The organism is Paenibacillus terricola (genome assembly GCF_014779765.1).
GTDB lineage: Bacteria > Bacillota > Bacilli > Paenibacillales > Paenibacillaceae > Paenibacillus_T > Paenibacillus_T terricola.
This window is the reverse complement of sequence record NZ_JACXZA010000005.1, coordinates 166,300-184,188: the sequence shown is the minus strand read 5'-3', so window position 1 is coordinate 184,188 and position 17,889 is coordinate 166,300. Positions and strand designations below refer to the sequence as shown.

The window sequence follows — 17,889 nt, the reverse complement described above, 5'->3', positions numbered from 1 at the left end:
GGACTAGTTTGAATCTCAAGCGGTCGATACAAGTCCTTCTTAACTATATTGAAACGAAGGAAACTGAGTTACTCTCTTGGGGGTTTGTAGAGGGCGGACTGTCAGAGACAAATTTGGAGTTATTCATAGAAGAATGGATCGGTTTAACCGGTAGCAATTTTACAGTGGACGAACTCTTAAGTGACCTTTATAAAGAAGGGTTAATGTATGAGATCCATGGACGCAAAGGGTTAATTTGGCGTTCTCGAATGGCGGAAACAATTCGCTTAATGGCCCGTTTACGGCAATGGCGACATTATCATAAAGAAAAGTGGCATCTTGCCCCGACACTGGTCTCTGATTTCAGGTTATCTGTGAAAGAGCGAAAGTACCCTAAGCGTAAATTTACATCCGAGCAAACAGTAAGTCAGTTAAAAGAATACCTGACAACGCAGGAACAAGAGGCTATTCAATGCATGCTTGATCGTGGAACCGATTTTAAGCTTTCACAGTTTCAAGTACTATCCAGTAGACAATTGTTTACCGATAGCAAGGAAGATCGCTCCAAAGGCATGATCGTATGCGCTGGTACAGGAACAGGCAAGACACTGTCCTTTTATTTGCCGGCCTTTACGAAAATCGGAGCACTAATATCAAAAAGTGAACCTACGTATATTAGTGCTATTGCGCTCTATCCGCGAAATGAACTACTAAAGGATCAATTCTCTGACGCTTATAAAGAGGCTCGCCGATTGGACGCATGGTTGCAATCTAAAGGTAAAAGGAAATTACGGATTGCTGCGATTTTTGGAGCAACGCCTAAAACGATCAGTGATGTACCTCAAAAGTGGGAGTCATATCAAAAAAGCGGTTATATCTGTCCCTTTATGCCTTGTCCAACTTGCGGAGAGGCTTTATATTGGCGAACTCAGGATATCCAGAATGAAATCGCAAAACTTCTTTGTACGTCTTGTCAATCAGTCCTAAGTGAAGACGAAGTTATTTTAACAAGAGAGCAGGCTGTAAAGACCCCTCCTGATATTTTGTTTACGACTACAGAAATGTTGAATCGCTTCTTGAGCAATGTAAAGTTTGGTCGGTTAATAGGTGCTTTTAATGGGAAACCACCAAAATGGGTGTTATTAGATGAGGTTCATACGTATACCGGAACGCATGGTGCACACGTGGCCTTACTATTACGCCGCTGGCAACATGCAATACAAACCAACCTTCATTTTACCGGATTGTCTGCGACTTTAGAGGAAGCAGGTCAATTTTTCGGGCAACTCACTGGTCTCAAAAAAAGTAACATCGAGTGGATTCAAGCCAACCAAGGGGAAATGGAAACCACGGGGCATGAATATCAATTGGTTCTACGTGGAGATCCAAGTTCAATAACATCTACGTTGTCCACGAGTATTCAAACAACGATGCTGATGCGTCGAATGTTAGAAGGCGTCATTAAAACCCCTCATTATGGCAGAAAAGTATTTGTATTTACTGATGATCTTGATGTGACCAACAGGTTATATCACAATTTACTAGATGCTGAAGGACGTTTTCCAAACGGTAGAGAAATGAATGATCCTCCACTTGCAGCCTATAGAGCAAGTGCCAATTCTGACTTGTCGAATCGGGTGAGGGAAGGGCAAGCATGGACCTTCGCGGAGCGGTTGGGGCACGATTTAGAACGGAAATTAATAATTGGTCGTACGAGTTCTCAAGACATAGGAGTTTCTAGTGAGGCAGAAGTCGTTGTGGCAACAGCTTCTTTAGAAGTGGGGTATAACGACAAGGCAGTCGGAGCCGTTATTCAGCATAAGGCCCCTTTAGATATGGCTGCGTACTTGCAACGTAAGGGCCGTGCGGGTCGCGATCCGAATATGAGGCCGTGGATGATTACAGTGTTATCCGATTATGGCCGAGACAGATTCACTTATCAAAACTACGAATCTTTGTTCGACCCAATTTTAACAAAAAAAGAATTGCCAGTCCAAAACCGTTATATTTTACGAATGCAAGTTGTATTTAGTACGCTTGATTGGTTTACTAGTATGATTCAACCAACGAGCTCGTACCGCATTAGCATTTGGGATACCTGTACGCGCCCTACGACGAGTGAACCGTTTATGACAACTCGATTCCAACTCGTAACATTAATTGAAAAGGTACTTACTCATGACCCGACTCGTAAGCGTCTGGAGAATCATTTGTTAAGTGCCTTACATCTAGATAAAGAACAGTTAATGGCGATACTATGGGACCCGCCACGCTCGCTAATGATGAATGTTCTACCAACTTTGCTACGCCGATTGGACAGTAATTGGGGAAGAGTTGATGGAAAACAAGAAGTAATAACTGCAAATTCCCCTTTGCCCGAATTCGTACCTCAAAATTTGTTTAGTGAATTAACCCTACCAGAAGTACAAATACATGCACCAAAAAGAAGAGAGGAAAGGGAGGTAAACCAACCTCCGAGTCTATCTATCACACAGGCGATGAATACGTTTGTACCGGGAAGAGTGACTCGACGTTTTGGTGTCAATCGTTCGGATGAAAGTCATTGGGTTGCTCCTACCACACTTGAGCCAACCAATAGTATTGAACCAATTGAGATCAAGACGTTCTGTACTGTGTATGATGAAATTGGCGAAGTGTCTTTCCGTGAATACGGGGAGGAGATTACTATTCCGCTAATAAGACCATGGAGATATGATACACAATTAATTCCTGGAAACATAAGTCCAACTTCCAATGGGTTCTTAAAGTGGCGTACAAATATTGCTCCTCAGACCTTTAATGTAAACTTAAATGGGGTAACAATGGAACTGCCTTCTGGCTCCAGTTGGAGTACTCTTATCGAAGAGATTTCTTTCTATACTCATTTGAATCAACAACCTGTTATAGTAAAACGCTTTGCATCAGATGGTGAGCACACATTAAAATTTGTTACTAATGAAAGTTATGAAAAGAAAACGCAGTATTATATTGCGGAACAACGTGTTGCTCTTGGATTCGAACATGAAGTTGATGGTATCGCATTTCGTTTTCATATCCCCACATCTATAATTGAAGAAAACGATTCGAATCAAGATAAACTTCGCTCATACCGTGTAGCTTATTATACTTATCGAGTGATGCATGACGAAGAGTTGAGGGGTATTGCCAATGTTTTTCAATTGGAGCGACTCGCGGAACTTTATATTTCCTCACTCGTTACAACATCTCTCATCAATCAATGTAATCTACAAACGGCACGCGAGCTAATCGCCAAACATCCGTTACCAAAAATCATGAACCGAGTCCTATCCGTTGTCTTTGAGGTTCAATCTACAAGTGATATTGAAGAAGACAACCAAGGTGATTATCAGCGATTACATCAACAACTTTTAGAACTAAGTGAACATGAAATTATTAATAAACGACTGTATGAGTTGTCTGAAGTTCTGTGGGGGACACCTGATGAAGGATGGAAGATATGGGCAGTGGAACGCTGGAATATGACACTCGGGGCAGCGATATTACAAGCATGTAAAGAACTGAGTGGATCGGCTCAGAACGATGATATTGTATTTGATTTGGATCCTTCATGTGATACTGGGAGTGGAAATTCTGTAATTTGGATCACTGAACTTACGGGCGGAGGGGCCGGTATTATTGAAGAAGTGATGCGGAGGTATCAGGAGGATCCCCGCCGGTTCTTCCGTTTAGTTGAGAGCGCATTAGGACCATCAGATTTAGAGATAGCAAATACAGAGATGTCACGCAGCGTTACACTTGCCGTGCGAGATGAGCAAGTCGAGCTCGCTTTTGAACAAGTTCGATCCGCAGTGGATCACGCGGAGGCTAAATTAGCACTAAAAACCATGCAACAATGTTTGCGTGAAAAAGGAGTCCTAGTCACAAAACCTGTACTTAATTCGCTACTAAACCGAGTCCTTAAACCTGGGAGTTCTCCATTAACCGATGGTTTGCTTCATCAAGTCATCTCTATTTGGGATTATGAAGAGGAACGTTTAGGGATTGAACTCGATGCACGTGTTGTTGCATACGCTCTCAGTCAAGACTCCGTATACAGAGACAAGTTGTTGCACGCGTTGAGTCAAATTGATTCCGAAACGGTTCAGAATTCACACTTTTGTTTTCAAGTTCTTTACAGTTTAATGTGGCCAAGAGGTAATGCCATACGTACACGTGCTTTGTTGGCCTATAATCCATTTGCCCCAAGAGTACCCATGGACAGGGAACTTGTACGCGATACATTGCCTATCCAAGAAAGCTTAATACTGTCAGGTGAGCAGTGGAAAGAAACGATTCAAGAAACGCTAGTTCGGCAAGGGCACGTACGACTAGCGATAAACATTGAACATTTACACCGCCTTCGTCAAGTGATCTTATCTCTTGCAAGTGAACCTATTGATATTGGTTTTCTTAATGTTTATCCGCGTATTGAAGGCATTCGTAGGGAAGGGAATTACTATGTTGTTTCGATTGATATACGGGAGGCGATCGCATGAGTGACACTCCGTCTCGCTATATTTATACAATGCAGCATTCTAGAGAAATTTCTGATCTCTTGCAGTCGCTCTTTGTCGCGGAGTTAATTGCACCGAGTCGTTGTATATGGCTTGTCTCACCTTGGATATCGGATATACCCGTCATTGATAACCAATCGAACCAATTTACATCATTAGAACCGAGTTGGGCTCGAAAGCAAGTCTACATAAGTGATGTTATTGCCCGATTGGTTGAGATGGGGACGACGGTTCGAATTGGTACCCGTGACAATGATCATAATGAATTATTTATTGAGCGTGTAACTAGTAAAATTAGTGAACACAACAAATTTAGCATCAAAACAAGTCCACTGCTCCATAACAAAGGGTTACTTGCAGACGATTTTTACTTGAATGGATCCATGAATTTTACTTACAATGGGATTTCTATTTCAGAAGAGTATGTCCAACTTGTGACGAATGCCAAGGAAATAGCAGAAAATCGAGTTACATTTGCAGCACGTTGGGGGGATGAAGCACCTTGATTACAACACAAATTGAGTCCTTCATCCATCGTTTTTTTGAGGATCCTAACAAAATTACGCTTTCGCATATTCAACAACCGGGTCATACGTATGGAAAGGTTGCACCGTGGATTGAGCAATTAAGAGGAAGTAAATCGGCAATACTGCCATATTGGAATAAGAAAAGTTCTTCAATTACATGGTTTGCTATTGCATTTAATAAACAGGATCTCCAAGTCTTGCAGGAAGATTGGCGATCTTTTCTCGGTTCAACTTATGCAAAAGTTGAAAATATCTCAAGCCCCTCAGATCAACCTGAATACCTCTTGGTGGAAAAGTTATCAAGTGGTAATTATTTTGCTTTTAGTGGGGACGACCGAAATATTATTCGACAGTTGCAATTTATGTATATCTTGAAGAATAAACGCCCTGCGCGTACAACTGAAGTTTTACCTACACTTGATCGTGTACTACGTGATTTTGACTTAGCATTACAAGCAAAAGAGCGGAATGATGCAGATAAACTATTAATAAAGTTAGAGCGCCAATACCAGTTGGATTCTAGGAATATTCTTTTCTTACGGCTTAAAGTACTAGCCACTTTTGATTGTTGGCATGAAATACTGAATATGCCTCGGATGAAAGATCTTCTTCAGATGCGAAGACCATGGTCGGTAACTGAGACTCTTCTTCAAGCAGTGTATAAACAAAAACTCGCATCTTATGAAATCAATCCAACGTTATTGATTGAACGGTTTCAGGAAAAAATTTATCCGGAATTCGCTTCCTTATTTCGTTATCAAGCGCAACGTAATACAAAACCAGAAGTGCTAAAAATATTTATGCTTTACGCTTTAACTGAGAGTCAGGGGCGACCATGGATAAAAGATCTTGAACAGCAAATAAAGGGAACGGATCTTGAACCTATTTATCAATACTGGAATAGTCAGTTGACGCAGAGGGCACCGGTTACAGTCGAAACGTCTATTGATCAAACAATTCAACAACTTATCGCTCAAAGTGAATATTCTAGTGCATTTGAACTGCTCAAAGGTTTGCCTGCTTCAAAAGAGACGGTAGCCAGTATGGTAAAATGTGCATTTGAACTCCAAACACTAGATACAAGTTACAGAGCCTTGCAGGCAGTTGATTCCCTGGGTACGGAGGATCAACAATCGCTTCAGACGAATCGTTGGTTCAAATTCGCAATGGAACATTTAAAGGGAGATGGAAAATATTACCGAGTGCCAACGAACTGGTTGGAATGGATTGATAACCTAGCCTTAAATAGTGCTCATTCGAACGTTGAATTTGTGCGAAGGGGAGCAACTGAGTGGAATATACGCGAATGGATACGCTATCCAGATACACTCAAAAATTGGATTGAGAAGTGGGAATCTTTAGCTAACGATGTGGATTACGAAGAAATTCTAAATAATAGTATCCCATATCTACTTGAGAACTTAAAGCAAGATGAATGTTGGAATCACATCGAGTGGCAACCTTTGCATCGACTGCTATTTTATCATCTCGCTGATCACACTAAAGGCGACCACTCCGATCTTATTATTATTTCTGAACTGGGCATTGTGTTAGCAAGACAAGAATTATCCAAAGATGAATCAATGGTGATTCAAACACTCAGGGATCTCTGGAATAACTTTGGCAATCCTCAATTTGTTGACTGGATTGTTGCATGGTTTGAACAGTCTGAATCGCGCTCCTCATTAGATCGATATAGTCGTGTGAAGTTGTTTATAGAGGTTGACCGCAGGATTCCGGCTCATCGTGCACAGGATAGATGGAAAACCATCAAGCTTAACCAATTTTGCCATGGCTGGGAGCAATGGTTTGACTGGTTAATGGGATTTGGCTCAGATCGTCAATTGGTGAAAGAAGTAAAACCTATGACAGATAATATGTATTGGGCGGAGATTTCTGTTGAAACGATTCGTCAATTAACCGAGACGATCACAACAGTAGCATTAGACTCGACTCATCCGGACGAAGCAATAATTGCAATCGGTCACATTGGATTACTCATTGATCAGATGAATTCAGCATTGGTCATGCAAAATAGCAAATTTGTTTCGTTATATCAAGCCCTAATTGATCTCATCATTGCCTCTAGTGAATGTAATGGTCCAACTCTGCACAATTTGGTCTTGCTGAGTAACAGTGTTCTTTACTTCCGCCCGCTGGATCGTGATAAGTTATGGCAAGATATCCGGGATTGGCTGGAAGTTTCGCCAAACTCTATGATGGCAGCAGATGTATTTGAATTAATTGAACTATTCTTAGACTATGGCATTGCTGGGGACGAAATAAAGCAAATCTGGGATGAATGGTCCTATCAGATTTCTAGTAGTGGAACCAGTACTGCTCAACTAGATTATATTATTCGTCTAGGTAAGCGTTGTGCCGGAAGCCATGATACGATTCAAAACTTACTCACACGTTTTCAGTCGAAAGATCCCGTGGATCCGATCGCTACGGTTCCCGTCGAAACTGTTTCAATCTTCACTTTACGGCCAGGACCAGCGGAACGGGTGGTCAAAGAGATTACTAACCGTAATCCAAACCTAAAGATTCGGATTTGTGCAGAAACAAAAATGAGTAAACAGGTTGAGGTATGTGCAAAATCTGATCTTGTAGTTATTGTAACCTCTTGTTTGACTCATGCAATTTTTTACGGAATTTCACCATTAATTCAAGGAACTACGTTGTATCCACGTTCTCCTGGAGAATCAGCAATTCTAGATTGTCTAGAACATTATGCATCCTCACTTAACTAGTGGTGCTTTTGAAAAACGGATAAAGCCGAGTAAACTTATGTTTACTCGGCTTTATTTAACCGTAAGTGCATCACATATAAGATTGAAGGGGAATCATCCAATCTATTGAGACAATTACTAGAGCCTGCTAAAGCCAGTGGACCAATGGGATTGCACTTTGTTCGTTACATCATAAACTGTTTGACAGAGGTGTTATTTCGATCTCAGAAAAAAGAGAGATGCTCGGGCGACTTTCACCGATCTTACGAGGTTAGGCAAATCAGAAGTAGTCTTAGGCCTGTAAGTGCCGTGTTCCTGTCTGTTATGTTATGGAGGGAATATGGTTATCAGTAGTCTATAGTGTTAATGTAATTATTCCTGGCAATGGAGCATTATTATTAGAGGTATGCTTAAGTGGAATTACGAACCACTTCATAGATATATATTTTTCAACAACTTCCTCGGGGACAATCAATAGTTGACAATTACCGTTCAAACTTAATGCATAGAACAGTCTGTTATATCCTTTAGTGTTCTTGACTGCTTTATGAGTTTCGAATGAAGCCCTGTCAACACAATTAACATGTGGTTGGTATGATTTTCTATCGACTGTACGTATAAGGGCAGTTCCATGTTCCTCCGAAAGAGCAATGTATTGATTTCTGCCATCGCTTTTTGGAGGGTTATATTGGTGATCTAATAGCCATTTGGTTAAAACATCAATTGAACGCGGTGACATAACTATCTCCTTTTGAATATACGCCGACAATTAACCACCCGATGCTGCTTAATAGTTCAATCCAGGATTATCCTATAAATTAGGATTACCGAACACTGGAAATAAAAAAGAGGCTTTTGTGGCAACCCTTTGTCAAGGTTGGTGGAACCTGCCCAATGTTCACGTGTGGTATAGAGTTAATGCAATGCTGCTGGCCTTATATCTACAATCTGGTCTTCTGGAATTAAGTATATTTCGTTCCCATCTGACACCTTAACATAACCAAAAATCTCGGGATCGATCACATCTTCAAGGATTCCTTGATGTGACTTTCCAGTGTCCAGCGTAACAACAACATTATTACCAAAATATCGGTTAACGAGGTTCATTAAAACACTCTCCTTTTTCGGAAAGATTCGACGTAATCCATGAAATTCCTGCTTGTTCGCCATCGTCTACGTCCTCCGAAACAGTCACCGCAACCATAGATCGCACGCCATAACAGAGAGGGCGTTTATGCATGAGAAATTACAAATTTTATTTTATATTCCAAACAGAAATACCCAGTCCGCATGAGTACTGGGTATTTCTGTATTTGAAATTGTAGACAGTTTGTAGACATCAATGATTAGATGTCTATTATTAAACTGTAGACGAGATGTCTACAGACACATACATAGAGGCAAAGAGAGTGAGAAGAGAATGTCACAGGCGGTTTTTTCTTCTCAAATATATCAAAGGACTTTATCCACATGCTACAATTGGACAAAAATGTATTCGGCAGTGATAGCTTTGGCTGGTTTATCTAACCTCGAAGTTCAAATCACAAATGATCATATTAATAAACTGCTTAGATTTAAGCCGCTACTCCAGCTGCTGCTTCGAGAATATGTTGGAACGCTCAAGCTGGACGATCTCTTGAAACGAAAACAGGATGCTGCTTCGTTCGTGCTCTCTCGTCTGCGTGAACAAGAAGAAGCGTTCGGCATGCAATTCCTGAGTACGGGAGTTAAAGATGTCGTATTCCCAGGAGGCATGAAAGATATCCTGAATACCGTCCTACTCGCGGAGAAGAAGGTGCAGGCGAATCTAATCACTCGTCGGGAGGAAACGGCTTCAACCCGAAGCCTGCTTAATACCGCCAAGCTGATGGACGAGAATGAGACGTTGTTCCGACTGAAGGAGTTGGAATTCCTCGAGAAAATTTGCGAAATCGGTTCTATCTCGTTGACGGGCGGCGGCGATCTGTTGGAGCGGTTGAACGCATTGGTAGGTGACAAAAGGGGAGCAAGCAATTAATTAAAAGTCTCCCAACAGGGTGCTGACAAGATCAGCACCTTTCTTCATGTCGCAGGATATCTCCCGTAGATAGCTTACTTAAAATGTTATAGAAATTCAAAAGGAGGATGTAAAGAGGCAAGTCTTTCATATGATTTGATTAAGCGGAACATGTGTAGAAACCCGATGGTTACAGGAATTACATGTACCTCTCAACAGAAGTCCATCCTCTACTCCGTGTATGATACATTCCATAATGCGTACAACTTCTGAACAGTTCTCACAAACATAATGATTGATAAGACTCTCGCGGTCTTCATTAGGTATGGAATCCCATTGGGGCAATACATTCAATTCACAACATAAATCATTATTGATAACTGCCACGGTTGTGCTTTCTTCGAGATGGAACTTCGGCTTCAATAAGTATTCAAGGGGATAGATGTCTTCTCTTGAGGAGAACAATGCTTTAATCTTAGCAGTTGGCGGCTTCTTCTTCGTAGTATAGTAGTATTGTGGATAGTAATTTTCATATTCCTCAAGTTGAACGATAACAAAAGTGTCTTCTTGTTCATTCAACTTATAGATGATGTTCTCCGAATGAAAAACCTGCTCCGGGTGATCGAAAGTTACTAGATTATAGGGCTTGTTATGCCATTCAATATGAAATGTTTTATATGCTTGATTCCGAATGAATTCAACGAATTTGTCTTTTGAAAGATTCAGTTCGAACCCCGTCAAATATCCATGACTGTCAAAATCAAGCCCGTACTCGGATTCGAAGGCTTTTTGATAACCTGCGAAAAACTTATCTTCAGCGATAGTCATTTTACTGATAAACAAGGAAATCTGGCTATCCCCCGTTATGTATGGAATTTGAATCTCCTCCGGCTTAAACAACTTTGTAATTTCATTTCGACTTGCTATATCCTTATCAAGTTTTTCATTAGGTGGTGCTATGTAAACGTAACCCATATCCGCATACCCACCGTAGTAACTAGTAACCTTCATATAGTTCGCCCCCATCAACTGGATAATTTATTAGACGCTACCCTACTAAGAAAGTTTCAAGTGTAAGCGAGAAATTAGTAGTGATTTTTGGTGAGATAGTTCATTGAGCAGGTATTATTGGTATCGGGCCTCTTTGAAGTGCAACCCATATAGTGGACATTGGCAGAACAAAGTGATAATGAAGCAGGTATAGGCCAAAGCGTTATGCTACTGTCGTGTGTTAGCAGCATCAGACCGGAGATTTACTTTGTACAATAGAAGGAGACCCTTCCGACTGGATATTGTCCAGCCGGAAGGGTCTCCATTTTTCTGTCTACGCTTTACTTACCCAAATATTCAACGAACCTTACGAAGACAGCGGCTACTTCGGCGCGGGTGGCCGTGGCTGTGGGGTCGAAGAGGTTGCCCGGCTTGCCTGATACAATGCCGATGCCCTGCAGCGCCTTAACGGCCTCCAACGCCCATGAGCTGATCTTGCTCTCGTCCGCGAAGGACTTAGATTGGCTTTCAGGTATCTCATAGCCCTTGTACTTCATGTAGTTGTACAGGATCACCAGCATCTGCTCGCGCGAAATCGTTGAATTGGGGTCAAACCGATCTGCGTTTATACCGTTGACTATTCCGCTCTCGGCCGCCCACTCGACTGCCGCCGTGTACCACTGCCCGTCCGTCACGTCGCTGAAGCGGGAACTCGTGTAGTCGGAGCTGTTAACGTTCTCAAGATTGGCCAGTACCTGCACGAACATCGCGCGCGTCATCGAGGCGCCTGGTGAGAACGTCGTGGACGTCGTGCCGTTGAAAAGACCGAATGTGTTGGCGGAGTTTACGTAGCTGTAGAACCAGTTGTCGATGTTGACATCCTTGTAAGGATTGCCCGACTTCACGAGGAAGCCAAGCGGGGTGTCGGCATCGAACACAAGCTCCGTACCCTCATGGATGTTCAGCGACATGCCGTTGTTTAAGCCGACACTCGCACCGCCCGATCCTACTACAACCGTACCGTCGCTCTGTATCTTCGAGCCGCTGTGGATATCCACCTGGCTGCCGTTCGGCAGTTTCACATGCGCGTCTCCGCCCACGGTGACCGTACCATCGCCCGCTATCGTCGAGCCGCCCGGAATGGTCACTGTGCTGTTGCCGCCGGATAGTGTCACTTCGGCGCTCTTGTCCGCCGGAATGGTCACCTTATCGCTTGCGTCTATCGTTGTGCCTTCGGGTACCTTAATCTTCGTCCCGCCTTTGGTCACAATCTCGCCGCCGCCGGGCAGGGTGATGTTGCCGTTGTTGTCCGTGACCGCAGGTTTATCCTTAGGCGTATTCACGGTGTAGTTCGACTTCGACAATACCGTGTTTGTCCCTGTGCCCGTATTGCCGCTGGTGCTGCCAGAAGGACCGGTCACAACAGGAGTCGTCGTTGGCTTCGTCGGCGTAGCCGTTGCACTGCTCTCCGCGCCTTCACCCTTCGCATTGACCGCAACGATCTTGAAGGTGTAGGCTTGGTCGTTGGTCAGGCCAGTGAAGGTATGTTTGGTCTCCGCCGCACCCAGTGTGACTAGCGTCGTGCTGCCGTACCAGACCTTGTAACCCGATATCGCGCTGCCACCATCGTCAGTCGGAGCAGTCCAGCTCAATGCGACCTGACCGTCGCCCGCCGTTGCCTTGAAGTCGCCCGGAGCGCCTGGCCCGTCCGTTTTTCTCTGCGCGAACATCCAATCGAAGACGTCTGTGTAGTCATTGTTCCAAGCCGGCAAGTTAGAGGACTGCGCAGTAGGAGCTATGCTCCAAGTCCCCATCGTGATCTGGTTGTAAAGAACCGCAGCTTCAACCTCATGCGCTACATAATCAGGCAGGGGAGGTGTGATGGCCGGATTCGGTCTCTGACCCGGCTGATCGAATTGATTGTAGGGCCATGTAAGAGCCTCATTGCTCTCAAAACGCGAAGCTCTCGCGTTGGTCATTTTCGGCATATTGGTGCTTATATAGTTAGCGAGGTTAGTCTGGTATACGCCAGTGTTATTAGCGTTGATAAACATCCAATAGGCCAGTTTGGCGTGCGCGTCGTTGGTGCTCGCGTCCGGTGATCCGCCTACCGGAGACATAGGTGCGGCGGCCGCGAAGAAGCCGGGGTAGGCGTTAACTAAGCTGTTCGTATACAGGCCGCCCCAGGAGAAGCCTGCCACGTAAATACGGTTAGGGTCTACTGCGCCGCTTTCAACCAGGTTGTCTATAACCTTCTTAACATTGGCTGTAGAGGGAGTAGATGTGCCATTATAGGAAATATTCAGGATATGACTGGCGTATTTCTCGGGCTTTTCCTCCATTTTCTTCATTAGAGCGACCGAGCCGTTGGCGGATTTCATGGCCGCTTTGGGGTCTGTTTCAGAGTTAGTACCGCCGCGTGACATGCCGTGAGTATAGACATACAGCGGCAATCGTTGCACCACATTACCGTTGTCATCCTTGTGAAGGTAGAGCGCGCGATTGACCGAATTGCCCGTAGGTGTTGTAAACTTGTCAAGGATCGGATTCACGACTTTGTCCTGGTTAAAAACGACGTTGCGAAGCGAACTCCCATCTGTTAGTTGGATCTGGTCGTTCTGGACGATGTTGTAAACCTGCTTGGTCGAGTTACTGCTGCCATCCAGCGTTGTATTGCCGCCGCTCTCTGAATAAAACTCCAATTCAACAACGATGTAACGGCCGCTTGACAGTCCTTCCTGATAATCCGGGGAATTGCTTACTGTGCCCTTATAGCCCCGTACCTTTGGTTGGTCATTGGCGTACACCCTTGTGATCTTGCGCGTTCCTTCAAAGGTCACCGCGTCGCCGCTGAGGGTCGTGTTCTTAGCCGAGACGGTGAACAAGCCCGGGTTAAGCGCGGAGCCTAACGCCGCCTTCCCATCGCCTAAGTCGATGATGACAGCCGTCGTGTACTCGCCGCGGGCGAAGTTGTCATTCCATACGATAAAGGGAAGCTGCTTCGCGTCCGGATCGTTCTTGAATGTCACGACAATGGTATGGTCAGCCTCAACATTCGTAAAGGTATAAGTACCAGCAGCAGATAGAGTCACGGCATTGCCGTCTACCGTTACGGTATCCACGATTTTGCCGTAATTAGGGGTAAACGTAAATTGTTTGCTTGAGCCCTTAGCTAGTCTCAGAACACCGCCGGGTGGGTTCGGCGTTATTGTACCGCCCGATTCCGCCGTGGCGGTGATTGAGAATCTGTTGTCCGCTACATTGGCTGAAGAGAGCTGCAGGCTGTCTTTAAATGAAGCATCGCTGGAATAACCCGTGTCCGGAGCTCCGAAAGAGGAAACGACTTCATAGCGGTCGCCGCCCTTGTCCGTGGAGTTATTGATATAGACCTCGAAGGTAAGCTTGCCTTCCTCTAAGGTCAAGGTTCTCTTGGGTATTCTCATCTCCACGATATATCCTGTATCCGTGATCTGGGTCCACGCAGCTCTGCCCTGAGCGGACTGTCCTGAGAACACGCCCGTCGCGCTGATACGCCATTGGTTTGAGCCGCTGGATCCGTTGCCGACATAAAACTCCAGGCTGTCGTACGTGTGATCTCCGCCGGCTCCCTTATATAGATTGCTGTCCTTCACAACTACGCGGGCATACAGGTAGTCGTGGTCCCACAGGATTCGGGCTGTGCCCGTGGCATGGGGTCTAGGGTCGTCGGGTACCGTGCTTTTGTTGATGGGGTGTTCCATTGTCAAGGCCCACAGTGGGTCGTTTGACCCGAGTTCTGGAGTTCCGAAAATGGCGGTCGGCGTAACATCCGCCTGCAAGGTTGTAGGAGTTGTAGAACTGAGGTCGCCATCACGTGCTTCTGCGTACTTCATGTTGTCACTGGCGGCGGCAAGGCTGGTAGGCATTATTAGCGAAGCCACCATTACCAAGCAACAGAGGAACGCAAACACTCTGCCAAAACGTTTTAGCATCAATGAAAATCCTCCTTTTTTTCGATCCGGTGGGCCCACGGCTTACCCGCATCGTATTCGGACACGTTGTCATTTTGACTAACGCCCAACTCTATGATGTGGGATATTTACCAGGTTTTCAACCTGTCAAAAAGTAGAATCTATGGAAACGCTTACTCTGAGAAAATCTTTAGCAATCATCATGATTCCATTCAAATAAATGCTGATGTTAAAGTGGCTTATGCTTCAGAAAGCGATTCTCTGCTTTCACTTGCTCAAGGTCTGAAGCAAACTCCGGCCCTTACCAAAGCTGTATTGCTTGCCGACAGGCTACTTAAGTCGGTGAAGATCCCCGTTGCGATACCATTTAAACCAAACTTTCAGTTGAGTCACATGCTTGATCCCAAGCTCATCCGCAACCTTAATACCTACATCTTCACTTCTACTGGGTAACTAACTCTTGTTGTCAATGCAAAAACACCTCCAAGTTGTCCTCCACATCTTATGACATGGAAGCATTCACTTGAAGGTGTTTTGATTTGTCTCACGTTAAGGGGTCAGTCCCCTTCCCGTCACCTGTACAAAGTATTGGCGTTCTTTCTAACCGACGGATTCGATAGAAAATTGACAAACACCAAATTAGTGATTGGAACGCTAAAATTATGAATATAAGTATCAATAGACCCATATATAGGATTATTTACAAAAAGATTTTTGAATAACATAGTTTTATGGATGAATTCCTTGTCGAAGGAAGACAACAAGTGACCTATTTTATCAATTCATTTAATTGGGTAAAATTTGAAATGCCCTAATATACGTGAAACTGTTTATTAGGCGAGAAAAATCATTTTCTGGAAAGAGGTGAATTGTATCTAGAAGTACATTATCATCAACAAAATGGAATTATAATTTATCCAGTGCAGATGTAATTTTAGTGTCGAACCTTGGATTTTCTTTCGAATGGCTCCAATACACAATTAGTACATTCTTTTGTTCATAATTTACTGGTAATTCTGTCGCATGCTCAGTTTTCAATTGTTCCTTGAATATCTTAGTACCTTGTTGTTGGTCTTTAGCAGAATGAAAGATATATATACTTACTGATTCCCAATCATTACCGTCTTCCTCATTGATTCCAATCAAATATTCATGGGGCAATACACCTTTAAGTTCTATTTGGTGTTGATTGTTACTCGGAGTTTTTAGGTCGACGCCTGTTACTTCAATCTGATCGACAACCTCTTTCAATGAGAGAGTGTCCTGCTGGTTCATGCAAGAACTGAGAACTACAATGCACAAAAGGAAAAGTGACCCCAATTTAAGTTTTAACAACAATCTCTATACCTCCTTTCAATTTACTAATTAGACAGGGATTATGATGTATATGTTTCAGGCCAGCTTGTACTTTTTTGTGGTGTCTTTTACATGATTTTCTTTCCGTCTCTTGTTTCATCTTTTTATAAAACAACTCTTAGTTAAGGGAGTATATTGTCAATGAAGAAATCGAATAAATTTGTTATTAACTAACTTAATTGGTTACCCTGCTGTTACGCAAGCAAAAACAAACTGGTGCTGGGCAGCCTCAGGATCAAGTATCCTACGTTATTATGGATATGAAATTAGCCAATGCGCATTTGATGAGTATGTTAAAGGCACCACTGGATGTCCAACAAACGATGGCGAAGCATATACGGAAGTGCAGTCTGGGCTGTATCATTTTGGCGTATCTAGCTGGAGTTATGTAGGATCTCTTACATATTCTGAAGTGAAGAGTCAAATTGATGACGAAGGCAGCCCAAATCTACAATGATCATCAATCGAACCGTTGAAGGAAAACTAGTAGTTTCCGAATTTGGAGGCGATCCGCAGCAATTAGCTGCAGCCATCTCAAAACTAACTTCAAAAGATTCGGTGACTCAACTAATCAGATTGAAAGGGCAGTTTGTTGTAGCATCAAAAACAGATAGCAATGAAATTTTGTATATTCCAGAATTAGTGAACTTAGATAGCAATAGTGCGATGGAACAATCACTAGAACCTTCGTCCAAAGTTGGTGTTGAAATAAAAGAGCAAAATGTAAGTACGTTTATAAAATCCTTGAAAGAAGTTCAAATCAATCCTAACGATGAAGATAGTTCTGCTAGTCTAGTTGAACAAGAAGCAAATCCCATAAGAAACTGGACATTTATTATGGGGTTAAGTGTTCTTATTGCTGCTTTAGCTGCTGTAATTGTTTATTTTGTGATTAAACGTAACACGACAAAGTCGGCTAAATTATAGAACTTCAAGTTGTGTTCGGCGTAGTGTTACGTTATGAGTTTCCCATTAAGAAGGAGATAATAAAAAAGAGGATTAAAGCGAAGCACTTCTTGCATCGATTGGGGGAACATTGCCAATTAATTTTTTCAACTACCCCTTAAGGAAGCTTCGCTGGTTCTGGCCCACGATATACGGCATTGTACGCCCGTTTTTGCCGAACTCGTTGTGCCATCATGCACCCTGGCAATCGGCCACTCCCAGACGGCGCAGCTATTCGGAGCTGGTTCCGTAGTAGCGGCCAACAATCACACTGTCATTATCGAGTTCCGAGTCGACGATGTCGAAGCCGAATACACGCGCTTGAAGCCGTTTGTCGATAATTGGGTACAGGAACCGACCAAGATGCCGTGGGGGAATCGTTCTGTGCTTTTCCGCGATCCCGATGGCAACCTCGTTAACCTCTTCGAGCCGGTGACCGAGGAAGCGATCGAACGGTTCAGTGGTAGGCGTTGACGGACAGTTGTCGCTGGGGGCTTAGCATGAGCCGACATGAAGGTCTCGAATGGTCGAATGTACAGGCGGAGCTCGAGGCTCCAATAAAGTAAACTTGTGATAAGAGGTGATGTCTCGACGGGCATCATCTCTTTTCTATTCTCAAATAGTGACAGAGAGGGGCATGTGCCTCTCTTTTTTCTTATTGTGAACTTATTTCAGCTACCCACTGAGAAAAAAATGGCATTATGTGCTCAGTCGTAATACTTCCGCCATGTTCGTTCCGGTTGAAATGAGTGATTATAGAACCTGTAAGACAGAACGTCTTGCATTGGTTCTTATTCAGACGGTCGTAACGAGGCGAGGATATCGAATTGTCCCGCAGTGCCGTGCATGCTATGCAGCGGTATCCTGTACGATCGGTTG

9 protein-coding genes and 3 pseudogenes are annotated in these 17,889 nt (G+C 43.7%); 8 read left to right on the top strand and 4 right to left on the bottom strand.

Annotation, left to right across the window (positions count from 1 at the left end):
* Window positions 1–8: 8 nt before the first annotated feature.
* The 4 genes and pseudogenes from dpdJ to H8B09_RS31310 form a co-directional block, all read left to right on the top strand.
* A complete protein-coding gene (gene dpdJ / locus H8B09_RS19785; RefSeq protein ID WP_191205306.1) occupies window positions 9–4,496 on the top strand; it encodes a protein DpdJ in 4,488 nt (1,495 codons plus the stop codon).
* Window positions 4,493–5,020: a phospholipase D-like domain-containing protein DpdK gene (gene dpdK / locus H8B09_RS19780; protein WP_191205305.1), complete on the top strand. Its 528-nt coding sequence runs from the start codon at window positions 4,493–4,495 to the stop codon at window positions 5,018–5,020. The genes dpdJ and dpdK overlap by 4 nt, the downstream gene beginning before the upstream one ends.
* Window positions 5,017–7,794 (top strand): hypothetical protein, encoded by a 2,778-nt coding sequence (locus tag H8B09_RS19775; RefSeq protein WP_191205304.1) that lies wholly within the window; start codon window positions 5,017–5,019, stop codon window positions 7,792–7,794. The genes dpdK and H8B09_RS19775 overlap by 4 nt, the downstream gene beginning before the upstream one ends.
* A gap of 143 nt (window positions 7,795–7,937) precedes the next feature.
* Window positions 7,938–8,018: pseudogene (locus tag H8B09_RS31310) on the top strand (HNH endonuclease); the annotation flags it as partial.
* 670 nt (window positions 8,019–8,688) lie between these two features.
* Here H8B09_RS31310 and H8B09_RS19765 read toward each other — a convergent pair.
* Window positions 8,689–8,943 carry a hypothetical protein gene (locus H8B09_RS19765; RefSeq protein WP_191205303.1) on the bottom strand — a complete coding sequence of 85 codons (255 nt, stop codon included), beginning with the start codon at window positions 8,941–8,943 and terminating at the stop codon, window positions 8,689–8,691.
* A gap of 412 nt (window positions 8,944–9,355) precedes the next feature.
* Here H8B09_RS19765 and H8B09_RS19760 point away from each other — a divergent pair.
* Window positions 9,356–9,790, top strand: a pseudogene (locus H8B09_RS19760) (SPFH domain-containing protein); the annotation flags it as partial.
* 126 nt (window positions 9,791–9,916) lie between these two features.
* Here the strand turns inward: H8B09_RS19760 and H8B09_RS19755 are convergent.
* The 3 genes from H8B09_RS19755 to H8B09_RS19740 all read right to left on the bottom strand — a co-directional run bounded on the left by H8B09_RS19755 (window position 9,917) and on the right by H8B09_RS19740 (window position 16,044).
* Window positions 9,917–10,780 (bottom strand): hypothetical protein, encoded by an 864-nt coding sequence (locus tag H8B09_RS19755; RefSeq protein WP_191205302.1) that lies wholly within the window; start codon window positions 10,778–10,780, stop codon window positions 9,917–9,919.
* A gap of 320 nt (window positions 10,781–11,100) precedes the next feature.
* Window positions 11,101–14,664: an S-layer homology domain-containing protein gene (locus H8B09_RS19750; RefSeq protein ID WP_224753793.1), complete on the bottom strand. Its 3,564-nt coding sequence runs from the start codon at window positions 14,662–14,664 to the stop codon at window positions 11,101–11,103.
* A 951-nt stretch (window positions 14,665–15,615) separates the two neighbouring features.
* Window positions 15,616–16,044 (bottom strand): hypothetical protein, encoded by a 429-nt coding sequence (locus tag H8B09_RS19740; protein ID WP_191205299.1) that lies wholly within the window; start codon window positions 16,042–16,044, stop codon window positions 15,616–15,618.
* 181 nt (window positions 16,045–16,225) lie between these two features.
* Between H8B09_RS19740 and H8B09_RS31445 the strand changes: the two genes are divergently transcribed.
* The 3 genes and pseudogenes from H8B09_RS31445 to H8B09_RS19725 form a co-directional block, all read left to right on the top strand.
* Complete coding sequence (locus H8B09_RS31445) at window positions 16,226–16,522, top strand: C39 family peptidase (protein ID WP_191205298.1); 297 nt, start codon at window positions 16,226–16,228, stop codon at window positions 16,520–16,522.
* Window positions 16,519–16,992, top strand: a complete 474-nt coding sequence (locus H8B09_RS19730) for a hypothetical protein (protein WP_191205297.1) — start codon at window positions 16,519–16,521, stop codon at window positions 16,990–16,992. Before H8B09_RS31445 ends, H8B09_RS19730 begins: the two co-directional genes overlap by 4 nt.
* A 183-nt stretch (window positions 16,993–17,175) precedes the next feature.
* Window positions 17,176–17,484 (top strand): annotated as a pseudogene (locus H8B09_RS19725) (VOC family protein); the annotation flags it as partial.
* Window positions 17,485–17,889 lie beyond the last annotated feature (405 nt).